The organism is Arthrobacter sp. B0316-5-4, assembly GCF_059090325.1.
The window spans coordinates 21,901-38,975 of the sequence record NZ_JBNHFN010000003.1 but is presented as its reverse complement, the minus strand read 5'-3'; the positions used below and the strand labels follow the sequence as shown (position 1 = coordinate 38,975).

Annotated in this window: 17 protein-coding genes; 10 read left to right on the top strand and 7 right to left on the bottom strand. The window is 64.3% G+C overall.

Annotation, left to right across the window (positions count from 1 at the left end):
• Positions 1 to 220: 220 nt before the first annotated feature.
• A complete protein-coding gene (locus tag AC5RU9_RS08605; protein ID WP_494016102.1) occupies positions 221 to 952 on the bottom strand; it encodes a hypothetical protein in 732 nt (243 codons plus the stop codon).
• A gap of 198 nt (positions 953 to 1,150) precedes the next feature.
• On the opposite strand from AC5RU9_RS08605, the gene AC5RU9_RS08600 reads away from it, so the two are divergent.
• Both AC5RU9_RS08600 and AC5RU9_RS08595 read left to right on the top strand, forming a co-directional pair.
• Entirely contained in the window at positions 1,151 to 1,768 is a 618-nt protein-coding gene (locus tag AC5RU9_RS08600; protein WP_257370300.1) for a DUF47 domain-containing protein, read from the top strand.
• Between the two features lies 1 nt (position 1,769).
• Entirely contained in the window at positions 1,770 to 2,792 is a 1,023-nt protein-coding gene (locus tag AC5RU9_RS08595) for an inorganic phosphate transporter (protein WP_494016101.1), read from the top strand.
• Positions 2,793 to 2,886: 94 nt separating this feature from the next.
• Here AC5RU9_RS08595 and pstB read toward each other — a convergent pair whose 3' ends face one another.
• From pstB to pstS, 4 genes are all read right to left on the bottom strand, one after another.
• Positions 2,887 to 3,666: a phosphate ABC transporter ATP-binding protein PstB gene (pstB, locus tag AC5RU9_RS08590; protein ID WP_494016100.1), complete on the bottom strand. Its 780-nt coding sequence runs from the start codon at positions 3,664 to 3,666 to the stop codon at positions 2,887 to 2,889.
• A 62-nt stretch (positions 3,667 to 3,728) separates the two neighbouring features.
• Positions 3,729 to 4,832, bottom strand: a complete 1,104-nt coding sequence (gene pstA / locus AC5RU9_RS08585) for a phosphate ABC transporter permease PstA (protein ID WP_211711019.1) — start codon at positions 4,830 to 4,832, stop codon at positions 3,729 to 3,731.
• Positions 4,833 to 5,765: a phosphate ABC transporter permease subunit PstC gene (gene pstC / locus AC5RU9_RS08580; RefSeq protein WP_211711020.1), complete on the bottom strand. Its 933-nt coding sequence runs from the start codon at positions 5,763 to 5,765 to the stop codon at positions 4,833 to 4,835. It abuts the gene before it with no gap.
• Between the two features lie 138 nt (positions 5,766 to 5,903).
• Positions 5,904 to 7,025 carry a phosphate ABC transporter substrate-binding protein PstS gene (gene pstS, locus AC5RU9_RS08575; RefSeq protein WP_494016099.1) on the bottom strand — a complete coding sequence of 374 codons (1,122 nt, stop codon included), beginning with the start codon at positions 7,023 to 7,025 and terminating at the stop codon, positions 5,904 to 5,906.
• Positions 7,026 to 7,262: 237 nt separating this feature from the next.
• On the opposite strand from pstS, the gene AC5RU9_RS08570 reads away from it, so the two are divergent.
• The 5 genes from AC5RU9_RS08570 to disA all read left to right on the top strand — a co-directional run bounded on the left by AC5RU9_RS08570 (position 7,263) and on the right by disA (position 13,207).
• On the top strand, positions 7,263 to 8,390 hold the full coding sequence (locus tag AC5RU9_RS08570; protein ID WP_494016098.1) for an FUSC family protein: 1,128 nt from the start codon (positions 7,263 to 7,265) through the stop codon (positions 8,388 to 8,390).
• 48 nt (positions 8,391 to 8,438) lie between these two features.
• On the top strand, positions 8,439 to 9,812 hold the full coding sequence (radA, locus tag AC5RU9_RS08565) for a DNA repair protein RadA (protein WP_211711023.1): 1,374 nt from the start codon (positions 8,439 to 8,441) through the stop codon (positions 9,810 to 9,812).
• Positions 9,813 to 9,889: 77 nt separating this feature from the next.
• The gene (locus tag AC5RU9_RS08560) at positions 9,890 to 11,137 is read left to right on the top strand and encodes a glycoside hydrolase family 26 protein (protein WP_494016097.1); all 1,248 of its coding nucleotides are present in this window, start codon (positions 9,890 to 9,892) and stop codon (positions 11,135 to 11,137) included.
• Between the two features lie 88 nt (positions 11,138 to 11,225).
• Positions 11,226 to 11,849 carry a Pr6Pr family membrane protein gene (locus tag AC5RU9_RS08555; protein WP_494016096.1) on the top strand — a complete coding sequence of 208 codons (624 nt, stop codon included), beginning with the start codon at positions 11,226 to 11,228 and terminating at the stop codon, positions 11,847 to 11,849.
• Positions 11,850 to 12,130: 281 nt separating this feature from the next.
• Positions 12,131 to 13,207, top strand: a complete 1,077-nt coding sequence (gene disA / locus AC5RU9_RS08550; RefSeq protein WP_211711025.1) for a DNA integrity scanning diadenylate cyclase DisA — start codon at positions 12,131 to 12,133, stop codon at positions 13,205 to 13,207.
• 40 nt (positions 13,208 to 13,247) lie between these two features.
• On the opposite strand, the gene AC5RU9_RS08545 is transcribed toward disA, so the two are convergent.
• The gene (locus tag AC5RU9_RS08545) at positions 13,248 to 13,955 is read right to left on the bottom strand and encodes a hypothetical protein (protein WP_494016095.1); all 708 of its coding nucleotides are present in this window, start codon (positions 13,953 to 13,955) and stop codon (positions 13,248 to 13,250) included.
• 136 nt (positions 13,956 to 14,091) lie between these two features.
• On the opposite strand from AC5RU9_RS08545, the gene AC5RU9_RS08540 reads away from it, so the two are divergent.
• The 3 genes from AC5RU9_RS08540 (at position 14,092) to AC5RU9_RS08530 (ending at position 16,166) form a co-directional block, all read left to right on the top strand.
• Positions 14,092 to 15,042 (top strand): HhH-GPD family protein, encoded by a 951-nt coding sequence (locus AC5RU9_RS08540; RefSeq protein ID WP_494016094.1) that lies wholly within the window; start codon positions 14,092 to 14,094, stop codon positions 15,040 to 15,042.
• Positions 15,043 to 15,066: 24 nt separating this feature from the next.
• Positions 15,067 to 15,549 (top strand): hypothetical protein, encoded by a 483-nt coding sequence (locus AC5RU9_RS08535; protein WP_494016093.1) that lies wholly within the window; start codon positions 15,067 to 15,069, stop codon positions 15,547 to 15,549.
• 89 nt (positions 15,550 to 15,638) lie between these two features.
• The gene (locus AC5RU9_RS08530) at positions 15,639 to 16,166 is read left to right on the top strand and encodes a hypothetical protein (protein WP_494016092.1); all 528 of its coding nucleotides are present in this window, start codon (positions 15,639 to 15,641) and stop codon (positions 16,164 to 16,166) included.
• 59 nt (positions 16,167 to 16,225) lie between these two features.
• Here the strand turns inward: AC5RU9_RS08530 and AC5RU9_RS08525 are convergent, their stop codons facing one another.
• On the bottom strand, positions 16,226 to 17,020 hold the full coding sequence (locus AC5RU9_RS08525; RefSeq protein WP_494016091.1) for an AraC family transcriptional regulator: 795 nt from the start codon (positions 17,018 to 17,020) through the stop codon (positions 16,226 to 16,228).
• Between the last annotated feature and the right edge of the window lie 55 nt (positions 17,021 to 17,075).

Sequence of the window (17,075 nt, the reverse complement as noted above, 5' to 3'; positions counted from 1 at the left end):
GCGAAACGTACCCACGTCGAGCGCGGACTGTCAATGTTGACTTAGCCCGCTCAACGGTGAAAACTAAAACTGGTGTCGAACCGCGAAACCCCCGGGCTTCAACATATAGCCGCTTCGAGCGGCCTACCGCCGAGAGGCGTATCCGGTTCGGCACCATTTTTATGCCCGGATGCGGAATGCCCGGGCCAGCACTTGGCCGGACCCGGGCATATGCGCCAACCTACTTCAGTGTGACCGTGGTTTTGGCCTGTTCCTTCTTGTCGTGATCCAGCTTTCCGTCCGCCGCCGCAGGAGTCATAGTGGCCGAGATCTCCGCTTCCTTGCCGGGCGTGTAGCCGAAGTTCTCGGCGATGTTGAAGGATTCGCCGGGCTTCAACACAAACGGGTCCTTTTCCTTGAGCTTCATGCCTGAGCTGCTCAGCCCGTACTTCTTGAAGCCATCGCTGCTGGAGTCGGACGGCATGCCACCGAGGTACTTCCAGTCCGAGTACTTGGCGCTGGGAGTGACCAGCGAGTGGCTCAAGGGGATGTCAGCGGATGACGTGTTGGTGACCACGTAATTCACGTAGACGATCGGAGCACCCTTCTTCAGCAGGTTTTCCTTGGTTTCCTTGTCCAGGAACATGCTGTCCTTGGAGGCTACGTCCGTGGCCACCTGGTAGATGTCGACGCTGAAGCTGTCGCCCTTCATGCTGCCAAGCTTGTCGCCCTTGTCCGTGATCGGAAGGGCCCAAGCGGCCGCCGTGTACGAGCCCGAGGACGCTGCAGCCCCATCGGAACCTGCGGAGGCCGAGACGGAGGAGGACGCGGAAGGTGAGGCAGCCGAAGAGGAGGACGACGACGGTTCGGAACCACCCGACGTCGTGCTTGCGGTAGTAGCTCCACAAGCGGTCAAGGCGAGCAATCCCGCCGCGGCGAGGCTGGTGATCTTCACTGTATTGTTGACGCGCACAATTCCCCCATTGATTGGATAAATTCGTTGACGTGCCAAGTCTTGCATGGGCGAAGGAGACTCCGCGATGGGGACCTCTCCCCTGCGGGGTCGGGGCGCTCACCATCCGGGCGTGCGGGACCGGTAAAGTTGGGATCGAAACGGGCTGCGTCAAGTCAAGCCGTCCGCCGCCCCATCCGTCCCCAGCCCGGAAGCGACATGAAGCTGCGCCTATTCCCCCAGGAACCCGCCGGACTCGTACTGCTCGCGCAGATGGCCAGTGTCATCGTGGCCGCCACCGGGACGCTCTCCGAAATCCTCGGCGCCCAGGCAAGCGAGCACCAGCGCCTCGCCGAAGAATTGCACGAGCACGAGTCCAAATCCCTGGACCTGCACTTCGCCCTCCTGACGCACATGCGCACCAGCTTCGTGAATCCGCTCCCCCGCGAGGACATGTATACCCTTTCCCGCCACCTCAACGAAGCGATGGAAAAGCTCGATGCCGCCGGCGACCTGGTGTCCCTCTACAAGCTGGACCGGCTGCCCAAGCGTGCGGCAGACCAGCTGGAAATCATCAGCCGCCAAGCCGAGCTGACCGTGGACGCCATGCGGAAGCTCGAGGACCTGGACGAGCTGGAGGACTACTGGATCGAGATCCTCCGCCTGGCCAAACGTGCGGAACGGACACACCGGATCTGGGTCGCCGAGATGCTCAAGGACATGAAATCGGCGCAGTACGCACGGCACCGGGACATCGCCAACCAGTTAGTGGAAGTAACCAAGGACATGCGGAAGGTCGCCACCCAGGTAGGCAGCATCATCGTCAAGGAATCCTGACGTGACCATCGCCTTCCTTGTCCTTGTGGTGGGACTCGCCTCAGGGTTCGCGTTCCTCAACGGTTTCCGTGACGTCTCCAACGCGGTGGCGCTCTCCACCCGGACCCGCGCCCTCACGCCCTCCGTCGCCGTGCTCCTCGCAGCCATTTTCAACTTTGTTGGGGCCATGCTGAGCGGCACCTTCATCCTCGCCTTCACACAGTCGTGGATCACGTTGCCTGGAGGTCCCAGCGGCCTCACCATGCTCGCCTCAGCTTTGGCAGCTTCCATCTTGTGGGGCATCTACGCGTGGTGGAAAGGCGTTCCCTTGTCCTCCACGAACTCGCTGGTGGGCGGCCTGATCGGTGCCGGTAGCGCGAGCATCCTGGTGGGCGGGAACTCGATCGGCGGGGTGGACGGAATCGTGCTCACGCAAGTGGTCCTGCCCTTGGTACTCTCCCCGTTGATAGCCTTCGGGGCGGCGTACCTCCTGGTGTGGCCAGTAACCTGGGCCGCCCGGTACTCGCAGCCCAACGTGGTGAACAGGCGCTTCAGACGTGCACAAGCCGTCTCAAGCGCAGCAGTAGCCTTCGGCCACGGGCTCCAGGACGGGCAGCGCACGGCAGCGGTCATTCTCCTGGCAATGGTGGCCGCCGGGTTGTCAGGCGGGGACGACGTACCCCTGTGGATCCTGTTGCTCACGGCCGTCATGCTCACCGCGGGAACACTGTTGGGCGGCTGGAGGATCTCCCACACGCTGGGCCACAAGCTCATTCGGGTAGATCCGTTGCGTGGATTCGTGGCCCAAACCCTCACGTCCGTCATGCTCTTTATTGGCGCGATCGGCTTCCAGCTGCCGCTCTCCACCACCCACACCTTGACGGCGTCCGTCCTCGGTTCGGGGATCAACCAGCGGTTCCACACCGTCAACCGCCGCCTGGTCAGGAGGATCCTGCTGTTGTGGCTTGCCACCCCGATCGTGACCGCGGCGGTGGCCTTCGTCCTCGAACTGGCGTTCTCACCCCTCGCTAAACTGCCCAACTAGGGCATGAAAAAACGACGGCGGCCGCACCCCCAAGGCGACGGCCGCCGTCGTTACGTGCCGACTCCCCCCATAGAAGCCGGAACCCGCGGAACCCTTATCCGAAGCGGCCGGAGACGTAGTCTTCCGTTGCCTTCTGGCTAGGGTTGTTGAAGATGCTGGTGGTGTCGGCGAACTCGATGAGCTTGCCCGGCTTGCCGGTGCCGGCGATGTTGAAGAACGCGGTCTTGTCGGACACGCGGGCAGCCTGCTGCATATTGTGGGTCACGATAACCACGGTGTACTGGTCCTTGAGCTCGTTGATGAGGTCCTCAACGGCCAGCGTGGAGATGGGGTCCAGAGCGGAGCAGGGCTCGTCCATGAGGATCACCTGGGGCTCCACCGCGATAGCCCGGGCGATGCAGAGGCGCTGCTGCTGACCGCCGGAAAGACCGGAGCCCGGCTTGTCCAGGCGGTCCTTGACCTCGTTCCACAGGTTGGCGCCCACCAGGGACTTCTCCACCAACGCATCGGCTGCGCCCTTGGAGATCTTCTTGTTGTTCAGCTTCACGCCGGCCAGCACGTTGTCGCGGATGGACATGGTGGGGAACGGGTTGGGGCGCTGGAAGACCATGCCCACCTGGGTGCGGACGGTTACCGGGTCCACGCCGGCGCCGTAGAGGTTGTCGCCGTCCAGCAGGACTTCGCCCTCGACACGGGCACCGGGCAGGACCTCGTGCATGCGGTTCAGCGTGCGGAGGAAAGTGGACTTGCCGCAACCGGACGGGCCGATGAAGGCCGTGACGGATTTGGCTTCGATGTTGATGTTGACGTCCTCAACGGCCAGGAAGTTGCCGTAGTAGACATTCAGGTCTTTGACGTCGATGCGCTTAGACATGGTGTTCCTTTGTTCCTTGGGGGTTCTGGAAGTGTAAGTGCGGCCTGAACGGCCAGGCCCGGCTAGCGTCCTGTTTTGGGAGCGAAGATACGGGCAATGAGGCGGGCTCCGAGGTTCAGGAGCATCACCAGGATGATCAGCACCAGCGCGGCGCCCCATGCCCGCTGGTCCGAAGGACCAGGGTTGGACGGCGACGTCGGGTTGAGGATCTGCGTGTAAATGAACGTGGGCAGCGAGGCCATCCAGCCGCCAAACACGTTGTTGTTGATGGTGGTGGCGAAGCCCGCGGTGACCAGGATCGGCGCGGTTTCGCCGATAACGCGTGCGATCGCCAAGGTGACGCCCGACGCGATGCCGGAGATCGCCGTCGGAATTACCACCTTGGTGATGGTGCGCCATTTACGGACACCCAGCGCGTAGGAGGCCTCGCGAAGTTCGTTCGGGACGATCTTCAGCATTTCCTCGCTGGAGCGGACCACCACCGGGATCATCAGGACCGAAAGCGCGACGGCGGCCACCGCACCGGTCTTGGTGCCGGGGCCGACGATGGCGAAGAAGAACGCTGCCGCGAAGAGGCCGGCCACGATGGACGGGATGCCTGTCATGACATCCACGAAGAACGTGATGGCGCGGGCCAGCGGACGGTCGTTGCCGTATTCCACCAGGTAGATCGAGGTCAGCAGGCCCACCGGCACGGAGATGACCGTGGCAAGGAGGGTGATCTGGATGGTACCCATCAGTGCGTGGTAGATACCGCCGAGGACGGGGGCGCCCTCTTCCGCTGCCTTGTTGTCGAAGGCGCCGGTGACGCCGTTCATGGAGGTGCCCAGGAAGCCGGGAGTGATGAGGCCCGGGATGCCGTTGACCAGCACGGTCCAGATCACCGAGATCAGTGGCAGGAGCGCGATCAGGAAGGCACCGACCACCAGGCAGGTTGCGAGCCTGTCCTTGGCCTTGCGGGCACCTTCAACGGCTCCGCTCCAGGAAACGAGGCCCACGGCGAACAGGATGGCGGAGACCAAGCCCCAGCCGAACGCGTTGAAGCCAATGAGCGCCAGGATGGCCGCGCCCACGATCAGCGCGACAGCCAGAACAATGTAGGGCGCGAACTTGGGCAGCTGGCCCTTGGTGAGCGCGGAGCGTTTACGGACTGCTGTGGCGGTCATTTAGTTAGCTCCCGAGAATTCTTTGTGCCGGGTGATGATCCAGCGGGCGATCATGTTCACACCGAGGGTGATGACGAACAGCACCAGGCCGGCGGCGATCAGCGTGTTGACCTTGAGGCCGCTGGCTTCGGGGAAGTTCAGGGCGATCTCGGCGGCGATGGTCTGGTTGCCGGACTGGATGAGGCTGGCTGTCAGGACGCCGGAGGACAGTACCAGGGCAACAGCCATGGTCTCGCCCAGTGCGCGGCCAAGGCCCAGCATGATGGCGCTGATGATGCCTGGGCGGCCGAAGGGCAGCACGGCCATCTTGATCATTTCCCAGCGGGTGGCTCCCAGCGCGAGCGCTGCCTCTTCGTGCAGCTTGGGGGTCTGCAGGAAGATTTCGCGGGACAGGGAGGTGATGATGGGAAGCACCATGACGGACAGGACGATGCCGGCGGTCAGGATGGTCTTGCCGGTTGCGGAGGCCGGGCCTGCGAAGATCGGGATCCAGCCGAGGTTGTTGGCCAGCCAGTCATACGCCGGAGAGATTTCCTTGGCCAGGAAGGCCGCACCCCATGCGCCGTACACAACGGAGGGGATGGCTGCGAGGAGGTCCACCACGTAGCCGAGGCCGGAAGCGAGCCGGCGTGGGGCGTAGTGCGAAATGAACAGGGCCACACCGATGGCTACCGGCGTGGCGATGACGAGGGCGATCACGGCGGCGATGAGCGTGCCCACCACGATCGGGGCGATGTAGGCGAAGAAGCCGTGCCCGCCCTGGATGCTCTCGGGCGGTGCGGTCAGCGCAGGGATTGCCTGAACCACAAGGAACAACGCGACTCCGAAGAGAACCGCGAGAATCAGGCACCCTGCGGCCATGGCGGCCCCGGAGAAAACCTTGTCCCCGGCGCGTCCTGCGCCTTGGGAGGTTGTCAGGGAGTTGGTGGTCACTTCACGATCCTTCAGTCTGGAGTGAACTGGTCTTACATGGCTAAGTTCCCTGCCCCGGTCCGGTGCCGCGGTGGCCACCGGAGAGCGGGACAGGGAACTTCAGTGTTCAGCCGGGTTCAGCAAACCCGCCGGGAAACCTTAGGCCTTGGCCTTGATGGTTTCGATAGCGGCCTTGGCCTTGTCCTGCAGCGTCTTGGAGAGCGGTGCGGACTTCGCGGCGTCAGCTGCGGTCTTCTGTCCTTCGTCGGAAACGACGTAGGTTTCGAAGGCCTTGACCAGGTCGGCAACTGCCTTGGTCTCGTAGGTGGTGCAGACAACGTGGTACGAGACGAGGACTACGGGGTAGGCGCCCGCTGCGGTGGTCTTGCGGTCCAGCTTGATGGCGACATCGTTGGCGGCGCGGCCGTCCACAGGCTTGCCGGCTTCGACAGCCTTGGCGGCAGCGTCCGCGGAGATCTTGACGAACTCTTCGCCGACCTTGATGGAGGCGGTACCGAGCTTGCCGGAAACAGCGGAGTCGTCAGCGTAGGTCACTGCACCGGGGGTGTCGGTGACGGTCTTGACGACGCCGGAGGTGCCCTTGGCGTTTTCGCCCTTCAGGGCTGCGGGCCAGACGCCGGCAGCCTTGTCGGTCCAGACCTCGGGAGCTGCAGCTGCCAGGTAGTCGGTGAAGTTGCTGGTGGTACCGGAGTCGTCAGAGCGGTTCACCGGGGTGACCTTGAGGTCCGGGAGGGTGACGCCTGCGTTGAGGGCGGCGATGGCGGGGTCGTTCCAGTTGGCGATTTCGCCACGGAAGAGCTTGGCGACCGTCGCGGCGTCGAGCTTCAGTTCCTTGACGTCGGGAATGTTGAAGGCGACGGCGATCGGGGAGATGTAGACCGGGAGGTTGATGGCGCCGTCGGGGCCGCACTTGGCCTTGGAAGCAGCGAGCTCGTCGTCCTTCAGGTAGGCGTCAGAGCCGGCGAACTGTGCCGAACCGTCGATGATCGCCTTGCGGCCTGCACCGGAACCATCCGGGGAGTACTGCACGGTGGCGCCCTGGTTTGCGGTGGCGAAACCGGCCTTCCAGGCGTCCATGGCTGCGCCGGTGGAGGAGGCGCCAATGCCGGTGAGGGTACCGGTGACCTTGGTGCCGGATGCTGCCGACTGGGTGCCAGCCGGGGTGCCCGTTGCGTTGTCTGAACCGCAAGCAGTGAGCGCGAGAGCGCCGGCTGCGATGACCGCGATTGCCGCGTTGCGGCCGAAGTGAGTTGCCTTCACTTGGATGTGCCCCTTCCAGGGATTCTTCGATGCGGGCCGAACGGAGATTTCGGCGTGCGCGAGCTGTGGACCTTTTTGTTCCTTTACTGAAGGTAAGGAGCGCAGGTAACGGGACCTGTGGTGAAAGGTGAACAGAAGGTGAACGACGGCGGACCATTGGGTTATGTGGCGCGCGCCACCTTGAGCGGCACCCGGGTTGCCGTCGTTGCGCATGCCGGGGCAAATAGACTGGAGCACATGGCTGCCGCGAAGGGATTTTCTGCAAGCAAGAGGTTTCTGCGCGCCAGGGTCCGGACAGGCTTGGTACGCAGCAGGAATTCGTTGACCCCGGCAATCCAGATGACCGTGTGCGCGGTGGGCGCCTACTCTTTCGCCGAGTACGTGCTGGGCCACCAAGGCCCCTTGTTTGCCGCCACGTCGTCCCTGATTGCCTTGGGCTTCTCCCGCGATCCCCGCCTCCGCAGGGTCATCGAGGTGGGCCTTGGCTGCACACTTGGGATCGTTGTTGGCGACCTGCTGCTCCACTGGCTGGGCGCTGGGATCTGGCAGGCCGCCGTCGTGCTTCTTTTCTCTATCCTGCTGGCCAGGTTCCTGGACAGCGGCACCATCTTCACTACCCAACTGGGGCTGCAGTCGTTGCTCGTGGTGCTGCTTCCGGCGCCGGCCGGCGGGCCGTTTACGCGCAGCCTCGATGCGGTAGTGGGTGGCGTGTGCGCGCTGCTGGTGACCATCCTGGTGCCCAAGGATCCGCGCCGGGAGCCCCGGAAAGATGTCCAGAAGATCCTGCATGAGCTCGCTGAAGTGTTGCGCGAGTGCGCGAAGGCGATGAACGACAGCGACTCGACCACCGCCTGGCACGCCTTGATCCGTGGCCGCAACTGCCAGCCGTTGGTGGATCGGATGCGGCAGACGTTGCGGGCGTCCGGGGAGGTAGCCACGCTTGCTCCCGCACACCGGAGGCATCGCGATGAACTGGCGGGCTTGGAGCATTCGTTGGAGTACATCGATCTTGCGCTGCGCAACAGCCGCGTGTTTGCGCGGCGCCTGACCAGTGCAATCAACCATGCGGCCCTGTCCGACGAAGCGATCGACAGCATCTCCGAGGTCCTGCAGGAAACCGCCGCCGCAATCGACGAGATGACCATTGGGCTCGCCGAGCAAAGCGAGGGTACCCGGCGGGTCCATTTGCGGCGTGCCCGGAACGACCTCTCCGATATTGCCGCCCGGCTCCACCCCAAGATGCTTGATGTCCAAAGGCTCGAGGGCGAGACCGTGGTCATGCTCTTCCGTCCCCTCATGGTGGACCTGCTTGAGGCCAGCGGAATGGAGCCGGAAGAGGCGCGGGCGGTCCTCCCGCCGCTGTAACCCGCGCCGAGACCAATACTGTCGGTACCCGCCACTAGTCTTGGACCCATGGCTTCAAAGACTTCCCGCGCATCCAAAACACCCGCTTACAAGTGCGCCGAATGTGGCTGGACGGCCATCAAGTGGGTGGGTCGGTGCGGCGAGTGCCAGGCCTGGGGAACCGTTGAAGAGTACGGCGCCACGGTTGCGCGAACGACGGCGGCCGCCACCGTCCTGGAACCGGCCCGCCGTATCGCTGAGGTAGATGGAACAACCGCCGCGTTCCTGCCTACAGGCGTGGACGAACTCGACCGCGTACTCGGTGGAGGGCTCGTGCCAGGCGCCGTCATCCTCCTGGCCGGGGAACCCGGCGTCGGAAAGTCCACGCTCCTGCTGGACGTCGCCGCCAAGTTCGCGCGCACAGGCCAGGACGTCCTGTACGTCACCGGCGAGGAGTCCGCCGCGCAGGTGAAGCTGCGCGCCGAACGGATCGACGCCGTCGCGCACACTCTTTACCTGTCCGCGGAGACGGACCTGGGGCAGGCACTGGGGCAAGTTGAGAAGCTTGAGCCGAAACTCCTCATTGTGGACTCCGTTCAGACGCTCAGCAGCGCGGACGTCGAGGGCAGCGCGGGAGGCGTGTCCCAGGTGCGCGAAGTTGCCGCCTCCATCATCGCAGCAGCGAAGCGACGGAACATGACCACCCTTTTGGTGGGCCACGTAACCAAAGAGGGAACCATCGCCGGACCGCGACTGCTCGAACACCTGGTGGACGTGGTGTGCCAGTTCGAAGGTGAACGCCACTCCCGCCTGCGGCTGCTGCGGGCCGTCAAGAACCGCTATGGTGCCACGGATGACGTTGGGTGCTTCGACCTCAACGAGTCCGGTATCGAAGGCCTTGCGGACCCCAGCGGACTGTTTGTTTCGCGGACACGGGAGCCCGTCTCGGGAACCTGCATCACTGTAACCATGGAGGGGCGGCGCCCCCTGCTCGCCGAAGTCCAATCGCTCCTTGCGGAGAGCGCAAATTCCCAGCCTCGCCGGGCCACCAGCGGACTGGAAAGCTCAAGGGTGGCCATGCTGCTGGCGGTCCTCCAGCAGCGGGCCGGGTGCATGTTGCATAAGGACGACTCCTATGTGGCCACCGTCGGCGGGGTGAAGTTGACGGAGCCGGCCACGGACCTGGCGGTCGCGTTGGCTGTCGCCTCGGCAAAGTCACGCAAGGCACTCCCCCAGAGACTCATTGCTTTCGGCGAGGTTGGGCTGGCCGGCGAGGTCCGTCCCGTCCCGGGAATCAACCAGCGCATCCAGGAAGCGCACCGGCTCGGGTTCACCCACGCGATCGTTCCGGCAAGTCCGGCAGGGGCGGGTGTCATCCCTGAAGGCTTCTCGGTGCGCGAGGTGGGCCACCTGGCCGAGGCCCTGGAGCTGCTGATTACGTAGCCTGCATGATTGAGCCGCGGACCGCGGATCCCTAGGATAGGACGAAGGCGCAGCTCAGGAAGGCTTGGTGTTTGTTTTTGGGGGAGCAACCAGTGGAAGACGGCGGGTCCCGCAAGGAGAACCGCGCCGAGCTGTTGAGGGCGTTCACGCTGCCGGCCGTGATCGGTTTGGTGGTGCTCGGTATAGCCGGGGTCAACTTCGCCAACTCACTTGCTGACCGGGAAGCCGCCGCGACGCCGTCGCTCGCGTCCTGCGAAGTCCCCGCGCGAAGCGAACTGGCCCCAGCGAGCGGGTCGCTGTTTGGCGTGAACCTGGACTGGCACTCCAAGTCGTTGGCGTCCTTTGCCAAAGACCTCGGCCACAAACCGGCCGTCAGTGTTTCGTTTACCGGTTTTCCGCTGACATCCAAGGACGAGGACGACCTCCAGAAGGCTGTTGAGCAGATCCACGCAGACGGACACATGATGCTCCTGACCCTCGAGCCTGCCGGTGGCTTGGATGCTGTCACGGAGGACGCGGCCTCTGCCTTGGCTAAGGACCTGGCGCACTTCAACAATGAGGGCGTCCCGGTGATTATCCGGTTCGCGCACGAGATGAACGGCTCGTGGTACGCGTGGTCGCAGCAGCCGCAAAAGTACGTGGCCGCGTTCCAAACGTTGGCAAAGGCAGTGCACAGGGACGCGCCCGGTTCGGCCATGATGTGGGCGCCGAACTACGGCGGCGGCTACCCCTTCGCCGGGGGCCAGTTTGAGGCGAAGCCCGGGACACCCGAATTCGCCGCTTTGGATACCAACGGCGATGGCGTTGTGACGATGAACGACGACGCGTATTCGCCCTACTACCCCGGCGATGAGGCTGTGGACTGGGTGGGCATGTCGCTGTACCACTGGGGCAGCAAATATCCGTGGGGTGAGAACGAACTCCCCGAGCCCAACAAGTTCGCCGAGCAGCTCACCGGAACCTATGTGGGCGCCAACGGCGACGACAGCCTGCTGCCGGATTTCTACGGCGTCTATGGTGGCCAACACGGCAAGCCGGTAGCCATCCCTGAGACGGCTGCGCTCTTTGCCCCGTCGGCGGCAGGGGAACAGGAGCTCGCCATCAAGGAAGCCTGGTGGAACCAGCTCTTCAGTCCCGCTACCCACCAGCGGTTCCCACTTTTGAAGATGATCAACTGGTTTGAATGGGACAAAGACGAAATTGAGGTCAAGGGCCGCGTCGACTGGACCGTGACCAACACACCGGCAGTACGCGAAGCCTTTACCGCAGCTCTTCCGGAGTGGTTCCAGTACGGCCCGGAGCAGTCCTGCCAGCCCAAAACTTAGCGGTGCTGAGCACCCCGAGGGGCACCCGGCGGAGACCTTTCCGGGGTGTCGGTGCCCATCCGCCCGCGTGGTCGGCAAGGATTAGGCCATGACCAAACGGAATGTGCTTATCGGGGGACGCTTTTTCTTTGGCCTTCTGACCCTGGTGGCCGTCGGCGCGCAGCTGACGGTTCATGTGGGCTTGGGGTACGACATCTGGAACTTCTTCTCCTACTTCACCAACCTGTCCAACATCTTCGCTGCGCTGGTGCTCCTCATCAGCGGTTACCGGGTCCTGATCCGCAAGCGCCCCAGCGAGGCCGACGACGTCACGCGCGGTACTGCCACGATCGCCATGGCCGTGGTGGGCCTGGTGTTCGGTGCGCTCCTGGCCGGCGAGGACCTCGGTTCCCTGCTGCCTTGGGTCAATTTTGTGGTGCATTACCTGATGCCCGTGGTGATGGTGGCTGACTGGCTCTTCCAACCGCCCAGAGTGACCCTCAGGGCGAAGCACATCTGGTACTGGCTGCTTTATCCCATCGGCTACTTGGTCTACAGCCTGGTGCGGGGCGCGTTTGTGAACTGGTACCCCTACTGGTTCATCGATCCTGCGCGGGCAGGCGGTTGGGGCGGCGTAGTGGTTTTCGCCTTGGCCATTTCAGTCGGCTTCCTGCTGGTGAGCCTGGCGATGATGTGGCTGGGCAACAAGCTGAAGCGTCAAGTGGACTACTGAGTCGGCGGCCAGGGCGTAATTAACTACACCAACTTGTTATATCCGCCCATGTCAGCGGGCCGCTTTCCCAAAGTGGGCCGCGCCGCAGAGCCGGAAAGACCCTCTTCCGTGGTCACCCGAACATAACGAAATGACCCACTTTGGGGCTTGCTGGTGCGGTTAATGGTGTCGCGAAGCCCTATCATGGTGCTAGTCGTCAAAGGGGCATTTTTTCGTGTGTCCCCTGACGCCGGATTCAGCTTGTCTGTGAGCCGCGGCTTGCACCTTCGAAGGGAAAACCCATGGCCCGGAGCCCGGAAGAGTCGCTCAAGGCGACCTTGGCCAGAGTCGCACCCGGAACTCCGTTACGCGATGGCCTTGAGCGCATCCTTCGCGGACGCACCGGAGCCTTGATTGTGCTGGGATCGGACCGCACCATCGACTCCATCTGTTCCGGCGGATTCGATATCGGCATCGACTTCTCCCCCACGCGCTTGCGGGAACTCGCCAAGATGGACGGCGCCATCATCTGCGACAAGGATGCCAGCAACATCGTCCGGGCCGCCGTCCAACTGGTTCCGGACTCCAGCATCGAAACCCAGGAATCCGGTACAAGGCACCGCACCGCTGAACGTGTCGCCATCCAGACCGGCGTCCCCGTCATTTCCGTCAGCCAGTCCATGCAGATCATCGCCCTTTACGTGAACGGGCTGCGCCACGTGCTGGAGGGTTCGGAGAAGGTCCTGGCCCGCGCCAACCAGGCCCTGGCCACGCTGGAACGGTACAGCGCCAGGCTGGACCAGGTCACCAGCTCGCTTTCGGCCCTCGAAATCGAGGCCCTGGTCACCGTCAGGGATGTTGCTGTCACGCTCCAGCGCCAGGAGATGGTCCGCCGGATCTCGGAGGAAATCGCCCAGTACGTCCTGGAGCTCGGCGAAGACGGCCGCCTTTTGTCCCTTCAGGTGGAAGAGCTCACCATGGGACGCGGACCGGGCAGCGATGTCATCATCCGTGACTACTCGGACCCGGACGCAACCCCTGAAGACATTGAAGAAGCCGTCCAGGCCCTGCTGAACCTTGGGCCCACGGAGTTGATCGACCTTAGCCGCATCGCCCACATCATCGGTTTCGCCGGCGGAGTGGAACAGTTGGATGCGGTAGTCCAGCCCCGCGGATACCGGCTGCTGTCCGGGCTCAAATCCGTCCCCAAGGCCGTGGCCGACCGCTTGGTGGACTACTTCGGTGGCCTGCAGAACCTGATGGCTGCCACCATCGACGACCTGATGACTGTGGACGGCATCGGCGACCAGCGCGCCCGCACCGTCCGCGAGGGCCTGAGTCGCATGGCGGAGGCCAGCCTGCTGGACCGTTTCCTCTAAGGCGACAGCCGCCGTCGAACGTTGCCTGGCGCGAGGCCGCTTAGTTCAGCTGGAAGGTGGCTTTGGGGCTGGCCTTGTTTCCCAGCCGTGCTTCGAAGGTGTAGTAGGCGCCCCCACCACCGGGCTTGGCGTTGATGGCGCCGCAGCCTTCCAGGGTCCGGTTGCGCTGCCACGGGAAGTTGGCGGTTTCGCTCTTGCCGGGCTGGATGGTCTTGATGAGGTCCACGCCGCCTGTCTGGCAGTCCTTGGAGGAGAAAATGCGGTCGGCTCCGCTCATCACCAGGTATTCCATCTGTGAAGTTCCGACGTTGACCTCGCACGGAGCTGCGCCGCCGTTGGTGATGGTCATGGTCAGGAGCGGCATTTCCTCGGCACCGTAGGCGGGTTTATCGGTTTTCGCGGCCACGGTCATGAGGTTGAAGTCGCACACGGGCGTAGCGGAAGCCGAAGGCGACGGCGTTCCCGACGGTGCGGTCCCGTGCGTCGGTGCCTGCGTTGTGTCGGGAGACGCGACCGCTTGCGGTTCAGACTTCCCGGAAAGCGCCCCAGTGACGGCAACTATGCCAGCCACGAGCAGCACGATCACCAGCAGCAGGGCACCGAACACCACCTGCCGACGACGGCGGTACACGGCAGGGCTCGGCCGGCGACGGTTCGTGGAGGTGCTTTGGGGCGACGAACCGCGGGCAGCACCTTTCGCCGGCGCTGATGAGCGCGCGGTGGACTGCTGCTTACCCTTGGTGGACATGGTTCTAGGCTAGGCTCGCAGCGGCCGGGGTGCCTAACCTCCACGCCGCTGGCGCCCAATCCTGGGCTGTGTGACGTCGGCCATGCGGTTGCGGGCGGGCTACTCCGGCCTGGAATCCACTAGAGTTGATGGCAGTATGACACTTCCCAACACCCACCAGCTGGCCTCGCTCCATGACGCCCTGGATCAGTGGTTCGAGGACACAGCAAGGGAGCTCCCCTGGCGCGAGCCGGACTGCAGCCCATGGGGAATACTCGTCAGCGAAGTCATGCTCCAGCAAACGCCGGTGGTGCGTGTCCTTCCCGTCTGGCTCGACTGGATGGAACGCTGGCCCACACCCTCCCACCTCGCCAAGGAACCGTCCGGTGAAGCCGTGCGCCATTGGGGCCGCCTGGGCTATCCGCGTCGGGCCCTGCGCCTGCATGCGGCCGCCGTCGCTATCCGGGATCAACACGGCGGTTCGGTGCCCGACAACTACGACGAGCTCCTGGGCCTTCCCGGCGTCGGCAGCTACACGGCCGCCGCTGTCGCTGCATTCGCCTTCGGTCGCCGGGAGACCGTAGTGGACACGAACATCCGGCGCGTCCACGCACGGCTCTTCTCCGGGAACGCGCTTCCGGCGCCAACCCTGGCCGCCGCGGAGATGCGCCTGGCGGAGGTGCTGCTGCCCCTCGATCCGAAACTGTCCGTGCGCTGGAACGCTTCCGTCATGGAGCTCGGTGCCATGGTCTGCACCGCCCGCAGCCCCAAGTGCGCGGACTGTCCCGTCCGGGCAAGCTGTGCCTGGCTCGCCGCCGGTGAGCCACCGCCGTCGTACACGCCCAAAGGCCAGTCCTGGCACGGCACCGACCGCCAGGTCCGCGGAGCCGTGATGGCTGTACTCCGCGAAGCTGCCACGCCTGTCCCGCGCGAGATGTTCGAGCAGGCACCGGCCGACCTCGGGTTCGCACCATCCGGCGTCGGCATCCCGCTCGCAGCGTTGCACCGGCTCAACTCGGCGCCGGAACAGCTGGAGCGCGCCTTGGACGGCCTGCTGACCGACGGCCTTGCGGAAATGCACGACGGCGGGTTGCGGCTTCCGGCGTAGCGCGTCCTGGTCCTACCCTGAGGCATGGGCAGAATCGGTTTCGTTTTGACCCTTGCCGGCACTGTGGCCCTGCTTACAGGCTGCTATCCGGAGCCTGTGGCGTGCCCGGCCATTGCCCGGGTTACCGGGGTGTCCGTGAGCGTGGCCGCCTCCTACGCGGGCGAGGTTGGTTCTCTTCGACTGAAGGCTTGCCAAGACGGTAGCTGCACGGAGAAAGAGCTGGTTCTGCAACCGGGCTCAGTTGCCGTCGACCAGGGTTGCTCGCCGGAGGGTGTCTGCTCAGCGACATCCTCCCCTGACGGGACCCTGCAGGGCTTCCTGGAGCTGCCGGCGTTGTCCGAAGCGCCCATGGATGCGACGGTGACCGGCACTTCCACGGCCGGCGCGGCCTTGCCGGTGCGCACCCTGACATTCACTCCGAAGGGTGACTATCCGTTCGGCGAGCAGTGCGCGCGCGTCATTACGGCTGCCGTGGTCCTTGATGCGGCGGGGCTGCGGCAAGGGTAGCAGTATCTGACCGCGCCGTTCCTCTAGCGATTTGATTTAGCCAGCGGTATTCTCGTGTCATTCTGCCCGGGTCGACCTTTGGAGGCGTTGTGCCAAGCACCGATGAGCCAGGGGCTGAAATGCCAGGCCGGTCAGTGGATGCGGATCTCAGTGCGCGGATTTACAACAAGCATGGCCGGGAACTCAGCGAACTTCGTGCAGCGTTGACTGCGTCTTCACGGCGCGAGGATCCTAGCCGCCTCGGCCGTCGGCAGCATCGGGCGGGCCCTATGCCATCGGCCGACGACGCGAACATCAATCTGACCATCGTCGCCGAAACGGTGGAGATGGGGTGGTTTGCCCCTGGGCCTGCCCCTGCCGGCACCTGCGTCACGGTGTCCTTCGCGGCCCACCGGAAGGACGCCGGATATCGCACACCCCTCTCACTGGCAGAATGCGATGCCTGGATGCAGGCACTGCTGGACAGCTCCTGGATGTCCCACGCCTACCGCTGCCGGTGCGCAACGGGAGCAGCCGGCGAGGGCGTGGTGTCCTACAGGGTCTTCCTTGACGCTGCACATAAGCCAGTGCCGAAGCCCCCAGAGGTTGCGGCGGAGGCCTGTCAGCCCCTGAACTAAGTACTTCCGCCCGACGCCAGAGGACAGGGATGCGGCCGCCGAGTTTTCAGTGCCAACACTCAGGAGTCCGCAGCCCCGGCTGACCGCCGGTACGAACTCGGCGTGAAGCCCAGGAACTTCCGGAAGTCATTGGTGAGGTGAGCATGATCGGCGTAGCCAAGTTCGACGGCGATCACCGCAAGGTCCGCTGTTGGATCGGACCGGGTGCGCTCGGCCGCGTCCTGCAGCCTTCGGCGACGGATGAGGGCGGAGGGACTCAACCCGATGTATTTCTTCGCAATCCGTTGCAACGTTCGCGGGGACACAGCAAGCACGGATGCCGCGTCCTCGATCCGGACCACCGGGGGGTCGGAAGCGATGAGGTCCATCATCCGGTTTGCGAGCAGGGCCTCTTCGGACAACACAACGTCCAGCGAAACCAGCCACGCAACAAAGGCATCCACTGCCCGTCCGCGGTGAGCGCCGCCGTCGTGCGTGTCCATGGCCGCTGAGACGGCAGTGTGAAGATCGCGCAAGTCCAACGCGAGCCCTTTGTCCCGCAGGTTCTCCGGGGCGTCACTGAACAGGGGAACCGCTGCCGGACGCAGCAGGGCTCCCACCGCCCAGCCCCTGCCGGTCAGGTCACGGTACGTGGCGCGGGTGGTGGGGCCGGAGAATTCGACCACATCACCTTGCACCACCAGATTGGAGGTGGGGTAGGCGATCACGTGTTGCCGGGACGATCGGCCGGGTTCGATGTCCCACTCGGGGATCCAGAACCACTGGACAAGGTGCGCCACCGACGCTGGCGCGGGAATGCGGTGGAAGGTGGGCAGCCGCGCGGGATAGAGGATGCCTTTGAACGAATCCTTCATTGGAGCCTTTCCCGCAACCCAACCCCTCGCGAACCCGTCGCGAATCTCCAAGCGC